Annotated in this window: 11 protein-coding genes and 6 pseudogenes; 8 read left to right on the top strand and 9 right to left on the bottom strand. The window is 55.4% G+C overall.

What is annotated here, in order from left to right; genetic code table 11:
• Window positions 1-245: 245 nt before the first annotated feature.
• Both SOPEG_RS30250 and SOPEG_RS30245 read right to left on the bottom strand, forming a co-directional pair.
• Window positions 246-1,004 (bottom strand): inverse autotransporter beta domain-containing protein, encoded by a 759-nt coding sequence (locus tag SOPEG_RS30250; RefSeq protein WP_250635972.1) that lies wholly within the window; start codon window positions 1,002-1,004, stop codon window positions 246-248.
• Window positions 916-1,488 carry an inverse autotransporter beta domain-containing protein gene (locus SOPEG_RS30245; protein WP_148297068.1) on the bottom strand — a complete coding sequence of 191 codons (573 nt, stop codon included), beginning with the start codon at window positions 1,486-1,488 and terminating at the stop codon, window positions 916-918. The genes SOPEG_RS30250 and SOPEG_RS30245 overlap by 89 nt, the downstream gene beginning before the upstream one ends.
• A gap of 436 nt (window positions 1,489-1,924) precedes the next feature.
• Between SOPEG_RS30245 and SOPEG_RS26375 the strand changes: the two are divergent.
• A pseudogene (locus SOPEG_RS26375) lies at window positions 1,925-2,921 on the top strand (acyltransferase family protein); the annotation flags it as partial.
• Window positions 2,922-3,315: 394 nt separating this feature from the next.
• The gene (locus SOPEG_RS12150) at window positions 3,316-4,527 is read left to right on the top strand and encodes an IS256 family transposase (RefSeq protein WP_025245546.1); all 1,212 of its coding nucleotides are present in this window, start codon (window positions 3,316-3,318) and stop codon (window positions 4,525-4,527) included.
• Window positions 4,528-4,562: 35 nt separating this feature from the next.
• On the opposite strand, the pseudogene SOPEG_RS12145 reads toward SOPEG_RS12150, so the two are convergent.
• A pseudogene (locus SOPEG_RS12145) lies at window positions 4,563-4,820 on the bottom strand (transposase); the annotation flags it as partial.
• A gap of 114 nt (window positions 4,821-4,934) precedes the next feature.
• On the opposite strand from SOPEG_RS12145, the gene SOPEG_RS12140 reads away from it, so the two are divergent.
• Together SOPEG_RS12140 and SOPEG_RS12135 are read left to right on the top strand one after the other, a co-directional pair.
• The gene (locus SOPEG_RS12140) at window positions 4,935-5,858 is read left to right on the top strand and encodes an IS5-like element ISSoEn1 family transposase (RefSeq protein WP_025243865.1); all 924 of its coding nucleotides are present in this window, start codon (window positions 4,935-4,937) and stop codon (window positions 5,856-5,858) included.
• 118 nt (window positions 5,859-5,976) lie between these two features.
• Window positions 5,977-6,900, top strand: coding sequence for an IS5 family transposase (locus SOPEG_RS12135; protein WP_025245544.1), 924 nt, complete (start codon window positions 5,977-5,979; stop codon window positions 6,898-6,900).
• A 345-nt stretch (window positions 6,901-7,245) separates the two neighbouring features.
• On the opposite strand, the gene SOPEG_RS30885 is transcribed toward SOPEG_RS12135, so the two are convergent.
• Window positions 7,246-7,524, bottom strand: a complete 279-nt coding sequence (locus tag SOPEG_RS30885; RefSeq protein WP_417903413.1) for a hypothetical protein — start codon at window positions 7,522-7,524, stop codon at window positions 7,246-7,248.
• Window positions 7,512-8,114, bottom strand: a complete 603-nt coding sequence (locus SOPEG_RS12130; protein WP_417903412.1) for a LysR family transcriptional regulator — start codon at window positions 8,112-8,114, stop codon at window positions 7,512-7,514. The genes SOPEG_RS30885 and SOPEG_RS12130 overlap by 13 nt, the downstream gene beginning before the upstream one ends.
• A 337-nt stretch (window positions 8,115-8,451) precedes the next feature.
• Between SOPEG_RS12130 and SOPEG_RS12125 the strand changes: the two genes are divergently transcribed.
• Window positions 8,452-9,345 carry an SDR family NAD(P)-dependent oxidoreductase gene (locus tag SOPEG_RS12125; RefSeq protein ID WP_071882190.1) on the top strand — a complete coding sequence of 298 codons (894 nt, stop codon included), beginning with the start codon at window positions 8,452-8,454 and terminating at the stop codon, window positions 9,343-9,345.
• On the opposite strand, the gene pntB is transcribed toward SOPEG_RS12125, so the two are convergent.
• The 3 genes and pseudogenes from pntB to SOPEG_RS12110 form a co-directional block, all read right to left on the bottom strand.
• Complete coding sequence (gene pntB / locus SOPEG_RS12120) at window positions 9,275-10,660, bottom strand: Re/Si-specific NAD(P)(+) transhydrogenase subunit beta (protein ID WP_025245542.1); 1,386 nt, start codon at window positions 10,658-10,660, stop codon at window positions 9,275-9,277. The genes SOPEG_RS12125 and pntB overlap by 71 nt on opposite strands.
• A gap of 10 nt (window positions 10,661-10,670) precedes the next feature.
• Window positions 10,671-12,203: a Re/Si-specific NAD(P)(+) transhydrogenase subunit alpha gene (gene pntA, locus SOPEG_RS12115; protein WP_025245541.1), complete on the bottom strand. Its 1,533-nt coding sequence runs from the start codon at window positions 12,201-12,203 to the stop codon at window positions 10,671-10,673.
• Between the two features lie 250 nt (window positions 12,204-12,453).
• Window positions 12,454-13,378 (bottom strand): annotated as a pseudogene (locus SOPEG_RS12110) (IS5-like element ISSoEn1 family transposase).
• Window positions 13,379-13,571: 193 nt separating this feature from the next.
• On the opposite strand from SOPEG_RS12110, the pseudogene ydgH reads away from it, so the two are divergent.
• A pseudogene (ydgH, locus tag SOPEG_RS12105) lies at window positions 13,572-14,526 on the top strand (DUF1471 family protein YdgH).
• 147 nt (window positions 14,527-14,673) lie between these two features.
• Here the strand turns inward: ydgH and SOPEG_RS12100 are convergent.
• Entirely contained in the window at window positions 14,674-15,099 is a 426-nt protein-coding gene (locus tag SOPEG_RS12100) for a hypothetical protein (protein ID WP_025245540.1), read from the bottom strand.
• A gap of 276 nt (window positions 15,100-15,375) precedes the next feature.
• Between SOPEG_RS12100 and rstA the strand changes: the two are divergent.
• Both rstA and rstB read left to right on the top strand, forming a co-directional pair.
• Window positions 15,376-16,103 (top strand): annotated as a pseudogene (gene rstA, locus SOPEG_RS12095) (two-component system response regulator RstA).
• Window positions 16,100-17,387 (top strand): annotated as a pseudogene (gene rstB, locus SOPEG_RS12090) (two-component system sensor histidine kinase RstB). The pseudogenes rstA and rstB overlap by 4 nt, the downstream one beginning before the upstream one ends.
• Window positions 17,388-17,735: the final 348 nt, after the last annotated feature.

The following is a 17,735-nucleotide window of genomic DNA, read 5'->3' as shown; positions in this document are numbered from 1 at the left end:
AAACTGTAGTGAAATTTAATGAAGCGCTTCGCATTGTGCCTTGGGTCAAAATTACGTCCTGGGTTAAAATAGCGCGATTCCCCTGGCCTCGCCAACACTATTCGCGGCCCCTACCGTTTCGCTTATCGTATTTTGCCGCAAGCTGAGAGAATATTATAGGGCAATAACCCTTTTCTCCCTGGCCGATTTTTCTTTCCCTCGGCCGAGCGAAGCGCGACAATGTCGCCCGCACCCCGCCCATCGGCTTAAGCCCCGTCGCGGGTTGCAAACGTCAGCGGCTCTTCGCCGTCAGCGGCCGCCTGCAACGGTGCGTTAAGTTTCAACACAATCCAATTAGAGGTCACGCGCTGCTGCTTTTCATCCTCCACCGTTACCGATAGGCGATATTGATTACGGGCGCCCGGGGCATCATCCCAGGGAGGCAAGATGATTGACCAGCCATCGGGCTGGCCGCTATCGGCCGGCGGAGTCAGGCTTAGCGCCTGGGTATCGCCCTGCCAGCTCACCGCGGTCAGGGGATAGCGCGCCGACACCTGCACTTTGAGCGCCAGCAAGGTGCCCGGCTGTAGCGACCAGGGCGGGGTCGCCAGGAACACCGACAGGCTTTTGCGCTGTTTAAACGCCAGAACCGGCACGGCATTGCGCTGCACCTGATCATAGCGGCTGCCGCGCAGCGAGTGCGCCTCGGCCACGTAATCCGCCGACAACTGCCTGTATAACGGCACGCCCAAGCGATAATTGAGGGTGAGCTGATACTGTTCAGCGCTTTCGCCGCCGTCCCCCAGCTTATGGCTGGCGGACAGCGTCATGAGCGGCACGGGGGTATAGCTGACGCCGAGCTCGACCGCCGCCGGATTGGCGCGATAATTACCGCTATCGAAGACATCCACCCATTGCCCAAAGTACTGTTCGTATTTAACCGAGGCGCCCAACTGGCGGTAAAACGGGAGATAAGCCCTGGGTAGTAATATCGTAGCCGCTGGCCATGCGCACCCGTTCGTCATCATCATCATTAAGGGCGTACATTGCCGACAGCGGGTAATAGTAGTTGGACGAGAGCGACAGGTAATCGCTGCGCGCTTCAGCGCCAACGCTGCCCCGGCGCAAGCTATTATGTTGCAGGTATTGATCGTAAAACACGTTCAAGCCCAGCAACCATCTCCCGGCGTTCCAGCGCTGGCCCAGGCCCATGTTACCGACGATGTCGTCATCCACGCCCTGCAGGCCCAGTTGGCCATACGTCAGACCGCGCGTCTTTTGATCGTCCAGCGGCAACAGCATCTGGCCGGAACTGCCGCTAAAGCGGCCGCTTTCGTCGACATTTAGCTGCACTTGGGTATAGCCGAGGGGAGATAACATCGCTTCGCTTTTTTGCTGCAGCCGGTTAAGGACGCGATCTTTCGCCTCCCCCAGCAGATAGCTGAGCCAGGTTTGATCGTTATTTTCATCCTGGTTGACTTCCGCCATTTGTCTGGCGATCGTCGCCAACTTTTTTCCGAACCGCTTTCGTTTACACTTGCGCTCCCGAGGCTGGGCAACGATTGTTGTTGGCTTAGCAGGGTATTGTCATTGTCCTGCGGGGTGACCCGCGCCACGGCGGGGAACGGACAGAAGAAAGGGCCAGCGGTAGCGGCGCCTAAGATAAATCCCATAATGACGTAAGACATGACGGCGCAAAGCCGCCGATTTGGTATAAAGACGTTCATGGCCTTCTCTGTTCGCCGCTGCGTCCGTTGCTTTGATGACCGGCGATGTCGCCGGATTGCTCATAAAGTAACCCGAGAACCCTTACTCTATCACATTCGGGATGGGCTTAGATAGTAAGATGACTTACCATTCAAAACCATAATAAATACATTGACAAATATCTGATGTTTGACCTGCCCGCTATCGTGTTTGACGCTTATAGTCCGGAGAAGGAAAAATGACGCAACTGGAAAAGGAACGGTTTATCGACCTGGAGTGGCTGCGCTTCCTGCTTGGCTGTTACGTAATGATTTATCATACCGCTCACCACTATCCGCAATTCAACGCAGTGTTTGGTCTGAGCGAGCTGACCAGTATGGGCTTTTTCGCCACCAGCGCCTTTTTTGTCCTGTCCGGGTTTCTACTCGCCCATGTCTATGTTCGCGGCCGCGGATTACGCGAGCCGGCCAGCCATTTTTGGCGTAAGCGCTTGTTTAATCTCTATCCCATTCATATCGTGGCGCTGGTGTCGTCCATGCTGGTCGTTACGTTCATGCAATGGTTGGCGATACCGCCCGAAGGTCCCGGCGCGACAATCTGGTTTGTGGTGTACGACACCAATGAAATTTTGGGCCAGACGCATCCGGAACTGTTCCGTCATTACATGGATAACGTGCAGCTGGCGTTCAACAGCGTCTTACAGCTATTTATGCTACAGGCGTGGAACCCCTATTTCCTGACGTTCAATGCACCGCTCTGGTCGCTCGGCGCTGTTTTTCTTTTATCTGTTGTTCCCCTGGGCGGCGCCGCGTCTGATGAATGTGCGCAACCCCTGGCTGTGGCTTGGGATCTGCATGCTGGTCTATCTGTTGCCGCCGCTATGGGTTATTTGGCAGCATCAGTATGGCGTGCCTTATACCGGGTTATTGCAGCGTCTGCCGCTGTTTCGCGTACCGGAATTCTTCGGCGGTATCCTGGCGTATGCACTATTCAAACGCGCCCATCTGTCGGGGGTCGTGCTATCGGCCTCCGCGCGCCGCATGATGGTGCTGTTTATCGTGGGCTGTTTCTTATTAGCCACCGTGCTGTTTACCCACGGCCCCTAATATTGGTATTTCTTGTTGCATAATGGCCTGCTGCTGCCTTCGCAACTGATGCTTATCACGCTGTGCGCGCTGGCGCGCAATCCAGACAGCGCCTGGCTGCGCCATTGGTCGCCCCGCCTGGGCGCGGCGTGTAGCGATGCAAAATATTCTGGACTAATTTGCAAACAATTCTGGACTCCCTAAAACCCTAAAAAATAGCTATTTTGGACAGTCCAGAAGTGGTTACAAAATTTATAGCTAAGGTAGACGTCAATGTAGTTATCGTATCTGTTAAGTTATGCATCGAGAGATTTCTGCTCCCGATTTAGCCAAACTTCGTCCTGACAACTCCGGTTCCGTGTTTGACCTGACCACAGGTTAGATTACGGATTTTGACGGCCACACAGATCTATTTTCGCTTCTCCAGCGACTCCCCATTTTCTGCGGAGATACAGCTGATTGGGGAGTCACAGAGCCTGTTTAGAAATTTGTGTATTTGCCTGATTTTGATATGTTCAATCCAACATCAAAAACAGGTTAATTTATGGACGAAAAACAGTTGCAGGCTCTGGCTAACGAACTGGCCAAAAATCTCAAAACCCCTGAAGATCTCGGTCACTTCGATCGGCTGCTGAAAAAAATCAGCGTCGAAGCAGCTCTCAATGCCGAAATGACCCATCACCTCGGCTACGATAAAAATCAGCCTAAACCGGGGACCAACGCCCGCAACAGCTATTCCACAAAAACCGTTACCACTGGCGATGGCCCGTTGGCGCTGCGTACTCCGCGCGATCGTGACGGTTCCTTTGAACCGCAACTGGTGAAGAAGAACCAGACCCGGATTACCGGGATGGATAACCAGATTTTATCGTTGTACGCCAAAGGGATGACCACCCGCGAGATCGCCGCCGCGTTCAAAGAGCTGTATAACGCCGATGCCTCGCCGGCGCTGGTCTCAAAGGTCACCGATGCGGTCATGGAGCAGGTTGTCGAATGGCAAAACCGGCCTCTGGATGCAGTCTATCCCATTGTTTATCTTGACTGTATCGTTATAAAAGTCCGGCAGAACAGCCGCATCATCAACAAATCTGTGTTCCTGGCGCTGGGCATCAACATCCGAAGGCCAGAAAGAGTTGCTAGAGGTATGTGGCTGGCCGAAAATGAAGGCGCAAAGTTCTGGCTGAACGTGCTGACAGAGCTGAAAAACCGCGGCCTGAACGATATCCTTATCGCCTGCGTAGACGGGCTGAAAGGCTTCCCTGACGCTATTAACGCGGTGTATCCGAAGGCGCGGCTCCAGCTGTGTATCGTGCATATGGTGCGCAACAGCCTGCGGTTCGTCTCCTGGAAGGACTACAAGGCCGTCACCCGCGACCTGAAAGCTATCTATCAGGCCCCTACGGAAGAAGCCGGCTTGCAGGCGCTGGAAGCGTTCTCCAGTGCCTGGGACATCCGCTACCCGCAAATAAGTCGAAGCTGGCAGGCAAACTGGGCCAATCTGGCCACGTTCTTTGCCTACCCAACGGACATCCGCAAGGTGATCTACACGACCAACGCCATCGAGTCGTTAAACAGCGTGATCCGGCATGCCATTAAAAAGCGCAAGGTGTTCCCGACCGACGACGCAGTGAAAAAGGTGGTGTGGCTGGCGATACAGGCGGCTTCACAGAAATGGATAATGCCTTTGAGGGACTGGCGCATGGCAATGAGCCGCTTTATTATCGAGTTCGGTGACCGCCTGGACGGTCACTTCTGAGAAAAGGCATTTACACAGAATCGTGTACAGGGTCAACCGTCACGATCGCGCGGAGTACGCAGCGCCAGCGGGCCATCGCCAGTGGTAACGGTTTTTGTGGAATAGCCGTTGCGGGCGTTGGTCCCCGGTTTAGGCTGATTTTTATCGTAGCCGAGGTGATGGGTCATTTCGGCATTGAGAGCTGCTTCGACGCTGATTTTTTTCAGCAGCCGATCGAAGTGACTGAGATCTTCAGGGGTTTTGAGATTTTTGGCCAGTTCGTTAGCCAGAGCCTGCAACTGTTTTTCGTCCATAAATTAACCTGTTTTTGATGTTGGATTGAACATATCAAAGGCTTTGTTGAATAAATCGAACTTTTAGGTGACTGGCGGCTCTGATCACTACATTCGTTTCAACATCAGGTCCCCATGGCAAAGCAAAAGTTTAAAATTACCAACTGGCCCGCATATAACAATGCGCTCAGGCAGCGGGGGGACCTGACAGTATGGCTTGATGAGTCAGCCATTGCTGCATGGACTGAGAGTACACCACCTGAACATCGTGGCCGGCCGCTTCACTACACCGATATGGCCATTACCACGGTTCTGATGATAAAGCGCGTGTTTAACCTTTCGCTCCGGGCGTTACAGGGTTTCGTTGACTCGATTTTTAAACTGATGGGGCTGTCGCTGCGCTGCCCAGATTACTCTCTGGTCAGCCGGCGAGCAAAAACCGTCGACATCAGCATAAAAACGCCAACCCGCGGCGAAATCTCACACCTGGTCATCGATGGCACCGGCCTGAAAGTCTTCGGCGAAGGCGAATGGAAAGTCAGGCAGCATGGGGCTGAGAGGCGCAGAGTATGGCGCAAGCTTCATCTGGCAGTAGATAGCGTGACACATGAAATTATCTGTGCCGATTTATCGCTAAGCGGTACGACAGATGCGCAGGCGCTGCCCGGGCTGATTAACCAAACCCACCGGAAAATCAGGGAAGCGTCGGCTGACAGTGCTTACGATACGCGTTACTGTCATGATGCTCTGCTGAGGAAAAAAATAAAGCCTCTTATCCCACCGCGAAGTGGTGCGCAATATTGGCCAGCTCGATACCATGAGCGTAACCATGCGGTGGCAAATCAGCATCTGAGCGGCAATAACGATACCTGGAAAAAGAAAGTAGGTTATCACCGGCGTTCACTGGCTGAAACGGCCATGTTCCGGTTTAAAACACTTCTGGGTGGTCATCTGAGTCTGCATGACTATGACGCGCAGGTAGGTGAGGCTATGGCAATGGTCAAAGCGCTTAACCGGATCACGCTGTTAGGAATGCCAAACAGCGTCCGCATCATGTAACAATCGCTCTGATAGGGAGGAAGTCGTCACAAATTTCGGATTTATTCAACACAGCGCATATCAAAATCAGGCAAATACACAAATTTCTAAACAGGCTCCGTTTCAACATCAGGTCCCCATGGCAAAGCAAAAGTTTAAAATTACCAACTGGCCCGCATATAACAATGCGCTCAGGCAGCGGGGGGACCTGACAGTATGGCTTGATGAGTCAGCCATTGCTGCATGGACTGAGAGTACACCACCTGAACATCGTGGCCGGCCGCTTCACTACACCGATATGGCCATTACCACGGTTCTGATGATAAAGCGCGTGTTTAACCTTTCGCTCCGGGCGTTACAGGGTTTCGTTGACTCGATTTTTAAACTGATGGGGCTGTCGCTGCGCTGCCCAGATTACTCTCTGGTCAGCCGGCGAGCAAAAACCGTCGACATCAGCATAAAAACGCCAACCCGCGGCGAAATCTCACACCTGGTCATCGATGGCACCGGCCTGAAAGTCTTCGGCGAAGGCGAATGGAAAGTCAGGCAGCATGGGGCTGAGAGGCGCAGAGTATGGCGCAAGCTTCATCTGGCAGTAGATAGAGTGACACATGAAATTATCTGTGCCGATTTATCGCTAAGCGGTACGACAGATGCGCAGGCGCTGCCCGGGCTGATTAACCAAACCCACCGGAAAATCAGGGAAGCGTCGGCTGACAGTGCTTACGATACGCGTTACTGTCATGATGTTCTGCTGAGGAAAAAAATAAAGCCGCTTATCCCACCGCGAAGTGGTGCGCAATATTGGCCAGCTCGATATCATGAGCGTAACCATGCGGTGGCAAATCAGCATCTGAGCGGCAATAACGATACCTGGAAAAAGAAAGTAGGTTATCACCGGCGTTCACTGGTTGAAACGGCCATGTTCCGGTTTAAAACACTTCTGGGTGGTCATCTGAGTCTGCATGACTATGACGCGCAGGTAGGTGAGGCAATGGCAATGGTTAAAGCACTTAACCGGATCACACTGTTAGGAATGCCAAACAGCGTCCGCATCATGTAACAATCGCCCTGATAGGGAGGAAGTCGTCACAAATTTCGGATTTATTCAACAAAGCGACCGGCCGGATGAAAAACCGGCGGCATAGAGAACCCGAAAATACGCTAATAAACTGTAGTGCTTATTTCCGATAAGGGAGGAGTAAATTTTATTTTGCCGGCCGTTTGCAGGAAATTATACTTTTATCGCCGGTTATGATGCCGAACCCTGCTCGGTCAACGGCGGGGGATTGCGTTGCGCACTGACGTAGGTAGGAGGGAAACGAGGCCGCAAGCGTTGGCGGCCCTTGATTGAGCGCCCCGCTAAGCGGCCGATTTGCGGCTGACACCTCTGCCTTTAAGGACGACGTTATTTACCGGTCAGGAAATGACGCAACGGCATCCTTTGTAGATTGAATAAAATCAATAAACGCGCGCAGCGGCGGCGGGACCAGCCTGCGGCCGGAATAATAAAGATAAGGCCCGGAAAAGGTGTGCCACCAGGGTTGCAGCACCGGTTCAAGTTCGCCGCTGTCAATCGCGGGGTGCAGCCAGGTTTCAAATAGATAGAGATGACCCCCAGCCCGGCGACCGCCGAGGCGACGCCGAGATCGGTTGCGGTGCCGGCACTGTAGATCAATAGTGCCATATTTCCAGATTTTCCCCGTCGAACCGGCTGCGCAAACATTCCATTTTCATCAAATCCTGGGGATGACGAGGGCGGCCGTGCCGGTCAAGGTAGGCCGGCGACGCCGCCGTGGCGAAACGTTGTTGGCGCGGTCCCACGGGGACGGCAATCATATCCTGCTCAAGCCAATCGTCATAACGGATCCCCGCATCGCACCCCGCGGACAGGAAATCGACAATGCCGCTTTCCGCCATCACCTCAACCTTGATGTCTGGATAGCGTTTGAGAAAAAGCGCAAGAAGTTGAGGCAGCACCAAGCGGGAGACATTAACCGGTACGGTAAGACGCAGCGTACCCGCGGGCCGATTGCTCGATGAGGTGGCGGCTTCCAGCGCTTGCGCGAGTTCAGCGAAAGCGGGACCAATGCGCTCCAGCAGCTGTTTCCCTTTTTCCGTCGGCAATATGCTGCGCGTCGTGCGGTGAAGCAGGCGTACGCCCAAGTAGCTTTCGAGCCGCCGCACCGCATCGCTGAGGCCGGAGGGACTGACGTGCAACGCGCGCGCCGCCTGACGAAAGCCGCCGGCCTGCGCTACGGCGGCAAACGCTTTCAAATCGCTCAGCCTGTCCGTTGCCCTTTTTGTCACTTTTCGCTCCCCTGGCGCCGCTGCCAGCCATTAAACGTAGGTGGCGCCTCTCACCTGCGCGCGACGCACAGCGCAGGATGCCCAAGCGCTTAATACCGTTCTTTCCGCGTTTGCCCTCCGCGCTGAGTGTACGTAAAAACGAACACTCTGTACACCGGCGGTAGGATACCGCCCACTTTGATGCCACGCTACAATGCCGGGCAGTGACGGGGAAATGCCAAACGGCCGGCCGCTGCCGTTCGCCGGCCCGCCGCCGACGAGGCGACGCATTCCGCAACGGTTCCCTATAAACAGGAGAGAAAACATGCAAAGCCTGACACCTTTAGCGCTGGTCACCGGCGCCTCTTCGGGCATCGGCCTTTCCTTTGCCCGCCGGCGGGCCGCCCGGGGGGACCCCATGATTGTCGTGGGACGCCGCCAACAACGTTTGGACGCACTGGCTGCCGAATTTCCCGCCGTCAACATCCGCCCGGTCGTAGCAGATCTGGCTTCCGCGGCCGGTATTGCCGCCGTGGCCGAATTATGCCGACGGGAGCCTTTGACATTGCTTATCAACAATGCCGGCGGGGCCCATTATATGCCCTTCACGACGCTGCCGCCGGAGAAAGCAAGCGAATTACTTCAGGTGAAGTGTATCGCGCCCACCCTGGTGGCGCATGCCGCCGTGGCGGGGATGCTGGCGTTTGGCGCAACGGCCCCGCCCGGGCAAGCGCCCGGGCGCGCCATCTATGTCGCCACCATTTCCCATCTGGTGTCCATGTCATTGGCGCTGCACGAAGAGCTGGGCTCCGCCGGCCTGCGCGTCCAGGCGCTTTGTCCCAGCATCGTCGCCACCGAATTTCATGAACGTCAGGGGATGGATTTGAGCGCATTAGCGCGAATGAGTGCGGATAATGTGGTCACCGCCAGCCTGCGCGCCCTTGATTTGGGGGAAGTGCTCTGTGCGCCGGGGGTTGAGAACGCCACACTACTGGCGAATGTATTCAAGGCCAACCTGGCGGCCTTTGGCGCCCAGTCGCCGCAGCTGGCGGCACGCTACGATAAGCGTTACCCATTACAGCCGGCAGCGCGTCAACCTACAGGCCGGCCACCGAAAGAAATACGGGGCCGGCCGGCTGGGCTAACGATTAAAGCGCGCGCAAAATCGCTTCTACGCCCTGCTTGGCATCGCCAAACAGCATTTGCGTATTGTCTTTGAAGAACAGCGGATTTTGTACTCCGGCGTAGCCGGTATTCATCGAACGCTTAAAGACCACGACGTTGTGCGCTTTCCACACCTCCAACACCGGCATTCCCGCGATGGGACTGCGCGGATCGTCTTGCGCCGCCGGGTTGACGGTATCGTTGGCGCCGATGACCAACACGGTATCGGTGGCGCTGAAATCATCATTGATTTCATCCATCTCCAACACGATATCGTAAGGCACCTTCGCCTCCGCCAACAGTACATTCATATGGCCCGGCAAGCGCCCCGCCACCGGATGGATGCCAAAACGCACATTGACGCCGCGCTGCCACAGCTTGGCGGTGATATCGTGTACCGGATATTGCGCCTGCGCCACCGCCATGCCGTAGCCGGGAGTGATGATGACCGAGCTGGAATTTTTCAGCAATTCGGCCACCTCCTCCGCCGTGGTTTCACGATATTCCCCCATTTTGGCTTCGGGATCGCCGGCGCTGCTGTCGTTACCAAACCCGCCGGCGATGACGCTGATAAAGGAGCGGTTCATCGCTTTACACATGATGTAGGAGAGGATGGCACCGGACGATCCCACCAGCGCGCCGGTGACGTTCAGCAGATCGTTGCTCAGCATGAAACCCGCCGCCGCCGCCCAGCCGAAATAGGAGTTAAGCATGGAAACCACTACCGGCATATCGGCGCCACCAATGGAGGCGACCAGGTGCCAGCCGAACGCCAGGGCGATGAGGGTCATCAACAACAGCGCCAGCACCTGCAGGCCGATATTGTCGCTGTGCACGAAAAGTATCAGCAGTAAAAACGAAATCACCAGCGCCGCGAGGTTCATTTGATGGCGCCGCGGCAACATCAGCGGACGGGATGAGATTTTCCCGTGCAGCTTGCCAAACGCCACGATCGAGCCGGTGAAGGTCACCGCACCGATAAAGATCCCCAGGAAAACCTCGGTTAAATGGATATTCTCCATGACCGCATTAGTAATTGCGTCGTGCTCCAGATAACTATTAAAGCCGACCAATACCGCCGCCAAGCCGACGAAGCTGTGCAAAATCGCTACCAGCTCCGGCATCTCGGTCATTTCTACCTTGCGCGCCAAATACACCCCAATGGCGCCGCCGATGACCATGGCAACAATGATCCAGCCGACATTGCCGGCATGGGGTCCCAACACCGTCGCGATGAGCGCGATAGCCATCCCGGTAATGCCAAACAGGTTACCCTGTCGCGATGTTTCGTGTTTAGATAGCCCCGCCAGGCTACAAATAAATAAAATGGCGGCGACGATATAAGCCACTGTGACGAGTCCTGCAGACATGGTTCACCCCTTAATTTTTACGAAACATTTTCAGCATGCGCTGAGTGACGGTGAAACCACCAAAGATATTGATGCTGGCAATCAGCACGGCAATAAACGACAGGAAAGAGACCCATCCGCCATCGCCGATTTGTAATAACGCGCCAACGACAATAATGCCTGAAATCGCATTGGTGACCGACATTAACGGGGTGTGCAGCGCATGGCTGACATTCCAGACGACGTAATAACCCACGACGCATGCCAGGGCAAACACCGTAAAGTGCGATAAGAAATCGCGCGGGGCCGCATTCGCCAGGGCGCCAAATAACACGATAGCCACGGCGATAAGCCCATATTTACGCAGCGGCGACGCCGGCCGGGGCGGCGCTGCGGGCGTTGCCGCCGGGGCAGCCTGCGCCGGCTTCGGCTGAGCGGACACGGTGATAGGCGGGGCCGGCCAGGTTAATTCGCCGTCACGGATAACAGTAACGCCGCGGATAACGACGTCGTCAAAATCCACCACAATATCGCCATTCTTCTCTTTACAGAGCAGTTTTAACAGGTTTATCAAATTAGTGGCGTACAGCTGGGAGGACTGGGTGGGCAACCGGCTGGGCAAATCGGTATAGCCGATAATTCGCACGCCGTTATCGGTCACCGTCACCTGGTCCGCCACGGTCAGCTCACAGTTGCCGCCGGTTTGCGCCGCCAGATCGACAATAACGCTGCCCGGATTCATGCTGGCGACCATCTCTTTGGTGATAAGACGGGGGGCCGGCTTGCCCGGAATCAATGCTGTGGTGACGATAATATCGACATCTTGCGCCTGCGCGGCGAACAGCGCCATTTCGGCTTTGATAAAGGCGTCAGACATTACCTTGGCGTAACCATCGGAACCGCCCGCCTCCTCTTTAAACTCCAGCTCGAGGAACTCTGCGCCCATACTTTGCACCTGTTCTTTCACCTCGGGACGAGTATCGAAAGCGCGCACCACGGCGCCGAGGCTGCCGGCGGTGCCGATGGCGGCCAGCCCTGCGACGCCGGCGCCGATCACCATCACTTTCGCCGGCGGCACTTTACCCGCCGCGGTAATCTGGCCGGTAAAGAAGCGGCCGAATTCATGGGCGGCCTCAACGATGGCGCGGTAGCCGGCAATATTGGCCATCGAGCTCAGGGCATCTAGCGACTGCGCACGCGAAATACGCGGCACAGCGTCCATCGCCATGACGGTGACGTTTTTGGCGCGCAGGGCCGTCAGCAGGTCGGCATTTTGCACCGGCCAAATAAAACTTATCAACGTCGTGCCGCTTTTCAGCAGGGCAATTTCATCCTCGGTCGGCGCATTGACTTTAAGAATGATATCGGACTGCCAAACTTCAGAGGTATTTATCAACGTCGCACCCGCCGCAACAAACGCGGCATCCTCGAAACTCGCCAATGTACCGGCGCCGTTTTCCACCGCGACACTAAAACCCAGCTTAAGCAATTGCTCGACGGTTTTAGGCGTGGCGGCGACCCGGGCTTCGTTGGCAACGCGTTCTTTTGGTACACCAATACGCATAGCTTTCCCTTATTATTCAGTTCTTTTGTAAATGACAGGTTGCCGGGGCCGGAACGCGCGGCATCACGGGCCGCCGCCCGGGAAATCCAGCAGGCGTCAACTACTAACCTACTTAAATTAAGATAAGCGGTCTATGTTTTGTGCCGGTTAATTACGTTTTGGGATAAAAATCCCGCCGCATTCAGGTCGTTAAACGCTTTGTTGAATAAATCCGAAATTTGTGACGACTTCCTCCCTATCAGGGCGATTGTTACATGATGCGGACGCTGTTTGGCATTCCTAACAGCGTGATCCGGTTAAGCGCTTTGACCATTGCCATAGCCTCACCTACCTGCGCGTCATAGTCATGCAGACTCAGATGACCACCCAGAAGTATTTTAAACCGGAACATGGCCGTTTCAGCCAGTGAACGCCGGTGATAACCTACTTTCTTTTTCCAGGTATCGTTATTGCCGCTCAGATGCTGATTTGCCACCGCATGGTTACGCTCATGGTATCGAGCTGGCCAATATTGCGCACCACTTCGCGGTGGGATAAGCGGCTTTATTTTTTTCCTCAGCAGAGCATCATGACAGTAACGCGTATCGTAAGTACTGTCAGCTGACGCTTCCCTGATTTTCCGGTGGGTTTGGTTAATCAGCCCGGGCAGCGCCTGCGCATCTGTCGTACCGCTTAGCGATAAATCGGCACAGATAATTTCATGTGTCGCGCTATCCACTGCCAGATGAAGCTTGCGCCATACTCTGCGCCTCTCAGCCCCATGCTGCCTGACTTTCCATTCGCCTTCGCCGAAGATTTTCAGGCCGGTGCCATCGATGACCAGGTGTGAGATTTCGCCGCGGGTTGGCGTTTTTATGCTGATGTCGACGGTTTTTGCTCGCCGGCTGACCAGAGAGTAATCTGGGCAGCGCAGCGACAGCCCCATCAGTTTAAAAATCGCGTCAACGAAACCCTGTAACGCCCGGAGCGAAAGGTTAAACACGCGCTTTATCATCAGAACCGTGGTAATGGCCATATCGGTGTAGTGAAGCGGCCGGCCACGATGTTCAGGTGGTGTACTCTCAGTCCATGCAGCAATGGCTGACTCATCAAGCCATACTGTCAGGTCCTCCCGCTTGCCTGAGCGCATTGTTGTATGCGGGCCAGTTGGTGATTTTAAACTTTTGCTTTGCCATGGGGACCTGATGTTGAAACGAATGTAGTGATCAGAGCCGCCAGTCACCTAAAAGTTCGATTTATTCAACAAAGCCGTCGTTAAAAGCAAATGTTGTCAATCGTCACATGAAATGCTGAGACAGTTGCCATTATTACATGCCATAATCGGCGCCTAATCTGTTATACATCAACAGTTCAGCACATTTTGCGTGTATGAAGCTGAAGAAGACACTATTGACATCGGCGTTAATGATTTTACTGACCTTTAGCGCGCAAGCGGCGCAGGAGCTTTCGCCGGAAAAGGCCGCCAGTTTGCAGCCTTTTGAACGTATTAATATCACCGGTCGGTTTAACGCCATTAACGATGCCGCCGCAGCGGTTTCGCGCCGCGCGGACCAGGTTGGCGCCGCGGCGTTTTACGTGGTCAATATCAATGACGCCAACAACAGCGGCAACTGGCGCGTCACCGCCGATCTGTATCGTCAAGATGCGCCCCCCCGCCTCCACCGAGACGCAGTACCGGGTATTCAATGGCGTCAAGGAGCTACCGCGCACCGAGGCCAATTTACTGGAGCCTTATGATACCGTATCGGTTAACGGTTTTTATCGCAACCAGCCGGAAATCAATGACGCCATTTCCAAAACGGCGAAAGCCAAAGGCGCCAACTCCTACTATATTGTGCGCCAGATAAACGCCAATCAGGGCGGAAACCAGTTTGCCACCGCCTTCATTTATCGAGCGGATGCGCCGAAGCGCGTAGTGCAGAGCCCGGACAAGATCCCGGCCAACTCCGAAGCCGGTAAAACGGCGCTGGCCGCCGGGGGTGCCGCGGCCGCCAATGTGGAAATTCCGGGCGTTGCTTCGTTAGAGTCCCCCAGCAGTAAAGTTGGCCGCTTCTTTGAGACGCAATCCACTCGCGGCGCGCGTTACACCGTCACCTTACCCGACGGTACCAAGATTCAAGAAGTTAACAACATCACCGCGGCGCAAATGGTCCCGTTTGACTCCATCAGCTTTACCGGCCATTTCAATAGCTCAACCGATATTTCAACCGAAACCGCGCGACGTGCGGCGAAGAAAGGCGCCAAGTTTTATCACATTACGCGCCAGTGGCAGCAGAACCAGAGCGGCAGTAACCTGACCATCAGCGCCGACCTGTTTAAATAAGGGCGCGCGTAGCCTGAGTGCCTGCCGTGTAGAGGTAATTTCACCGTAGATGTGCCGCGCGCGCCAGGCGCCGGGGGTTATTGTCGCCCTAGCCCCTGGCACCCGAAGACAGGCGGCGCAGACGTTAGTCAGATCAAGGCGCGCGTTTCAGGCCGAGGTGGCGGCGTTAGGGATAGGCAGACGTATAAGCAGCCGCTCATCTTGTTGGGTGAGTTGCAGCGGTGAGCCAACTTCCTGGCGGATCTGCGCCAGTTGCTCCCCTTCGAGAGCGTAAGGCAATTGAATATCAAAGCGGGTCAGCCCCTGCTGGCCGGCAAGCGTGATTAGCCGGATAATATTCGTTTCATCATTCACCTGGGTTGAAAGAACCTGCAACGCCAACGCTTTCAGCTTCTCCTGATCGGTCTGGCTACTCGCCGCGGCCTTGCGCGTGACCATGCCGAAAATGGGAATAACGCCGTATATCGCGTCGATGAAGCTCCAGCGTTTCTTACAGCTCGCGGAGAGATAATCCGTGTAATCGAAGCAAAAGGTTTCACCCTGCTCGGCATTTGCAAACTGAGGTTTGCTCATCTCGCCCGTTCCTCTCTAAACCGTTTGGCGTCGCTCGCCTTTCGCCCGTTTCGCACTATATCATAACGGTCGGGATAATAGGTGCTAAGCCGCATCGGCAAGTGCTAAAAGTTGACATGGTCACGCGCAATCGCCCCCTCTTTGTCAACATTTGTGGCCGGGATCTCACCTTTATTGCTGTTAACAAATCATTTATCCCGGCACGTGGCGTCGAGGCGCGAGTGGCGGTATGCTCTGGGTGGGGATGTTGGCGTTGGAAAGCGGTGAAGTCTATTGATGAACAAGATCGTATATGTAGAAGACGATAGCGAAGTCGGCACTCTGATAGCCGCCTGGCTGGGTAAGCACGACTTCGAGGTGATTGTGGAGCCGCGCGGCAACCGAGCGCTGGAGGTTATCGAGGCGCACGCGCCCGATCTGGTGCTGCTGGATATCCTGTTGCCCGGCAAAGACGGTATGACGCTGTGCCGGGATTTACGTCCCTGCTACGCGGGCCCTATCGTCTTGTTGACCTCGCTGGACAGCGATATGAATCATGTGCTGGCGCTGGAGATGGGCGCCAACGATTATATTTTTAAAACGACGCCGCTCGCGGTGTTGCTGGCCCGAGTACGGCTGCATTTGCGCCAGAATAGCGGCGCGGCGCGCGCGCCTGCGTTCCCCGCCGCCGCGAGCACCGCCAGCGTGCTGCACTTTGGTCAACTGAGTATCGACGCCATCAATCGTCAGGTGATCCTCGACGGCCACACCGTTTTGCTCTCCACGGCGGACTTTGAACTGCTCTGGGAGCTCGCCTGCCATGCCGGGCAGATAATGGATCGCGAGGCGCTGCTGAAAAAGCTGCGCGGCGTCAGTTATGACGGCCTGGACCGCAGCATCGACGTGGCGATATCCCGTCTGCGTAAAAAGCTCGACGACAGCGCCCTTGAGCCGTTTCGTATTAAAACCATCCGCAATAAGGCTATTTGTTAGCCCCCAACGCCTGGGACCGCACCCGGCCATGAGAAAGCTCTTTATCCAGTTCTACCTGCTTTTGTTCGTTTGCTTTCTGATCATGACGCTATTGGTGGGACTGGTCTACAAAGTCACCGCCGAGCGCGCCGGCCGCAAATCCCTTGATGATTTGATGAAAAGCTCGCTTTATCTGATGAAAAGTGAACTGCGCGCCATCCCGCCGCGCGACTGGAACAAAACCATCAACCATCTTGATCTCAATTTGTCGTTCAAGTTGCATATCGAGCCGATGAAAAAATTCCGCCGGCGGCCGGATTCGGACCGGCGTTTACGGCGTGGCGAAATCATCGCCCTTGATGATGAATACACCTTTATCCAGCGTATTTCGCGCAGTAATTACGTGCTGGCGGTCGGGCCGATCCCCTATTTATTCTTTCTGCACGAGATGCGCCTGCTGGATTTAGCGCTACTGGTCATGATAGGCCTTTCCGGTATTCGTCTGGATGCGCCCGCACTGGCAGGACATGCTGAAGCTGGAGCTGGCCGCGCAGCGTCTCGGCCAGGGCCATCTCAATGAGCGTACCCATTTTGACAGCGCCTCCAGTCTCTATCGGCTGGGTATCGCTTTCAACCAAATGGCGGATAGCGTCAATACGCTCATCGCCAGTAAAAAACGGCTTATCGACGGCATCGCCCACGAGCTGCGAACGCCGCTGGTACGCTTGCGCTACCGGCTGGCGATGAGCGAAGGCGTGGCCCCGGATGAGCAAGAACGTCTGAATCATGACATTGCCCAGTTGGAGGGGCTTATCGATGAGCTGTTGACGTTCGCCCGGCTCGACCGGCCGCAGGTGGTGCTTAATCTGACCGCCTTTGATCTACCGCGCTGGCTCGGCGAGAAAATCGAGGATATGCGCACCCTGCATCCGGAGCGCGCTATTGCGCAGGAGGTCCCCGCCGGGGGAGATTTCGGTCCCCTGGATGAACGGCTTACCGAACGAGTGCTGGATAATCTGGTAAACAACACGCTGCGCTACAGCCGTCAAAGCATCAGCATTCGTCTCGGCCAGCAGGGCGACTGGGGATATCTGCAGGTCGATGATGACGGCCCGGGGATTCCGGCGGCAGAACGCGAACGGATTTTCGAGCCCTTTGTCCGCCTGGATCCAAGCCGCGATCGCACCACCGGCGGCTGCGGCCTGGGGTTGGCCATCGTTCACTCCATCGCCCTCGCCTATGGTGGCGAGATTAGCGTCGGCGAAAGCCATCTGGGCGGCGCCCGTTTTCTGTTCTGCTGGCCGCTCAAATCGGCGGCCGCTTTCCCACACGGTTAGTCTAGCCCGCTCTGCTCTGATGCGTTGTTTTAGCGGTAGCGCCGGACGAGGAGTAAAAATGATTCAAATCCATCGTATGTTGTAACTAATATCCGCTATGACTTTCGAGCCCACGGTAGCATGCTTCCCCTCAGCCGGCGGCCAAGGCGTGGCGGCAGCGGAAGGTGACGTCGCATATGACTGCCTAACCTCAAGGCGTGACCTCCCAGAGTCATAGTGACCCGCACGTCGTACAAACGGTTACAGAGCGATACCATTCACTTACTTACAACGCGCGCGCCTTCCCCTAAACTTCCGTCATCGGCCCCGACTCGGGGTTGTCACCGAAACCGCAATGCTGAGGATATG

The sequence above is a fragment of the Candidatus Sodalis pierantonius str. SOPE genome, from assembly GCF_000517405.1.
GTDB classification, from domain to species: Bacteria; Pseudomonadota; Gammaproteobacteria; order Enterobacterales; family Enterobacteriaceae; genus Sodalis_C; species Sodalis_C pierantonii.
Note: the sequence above shows the minus strand (reverse complement) of the source record. Positions and strands in the feature narration are given on the sequence as shown.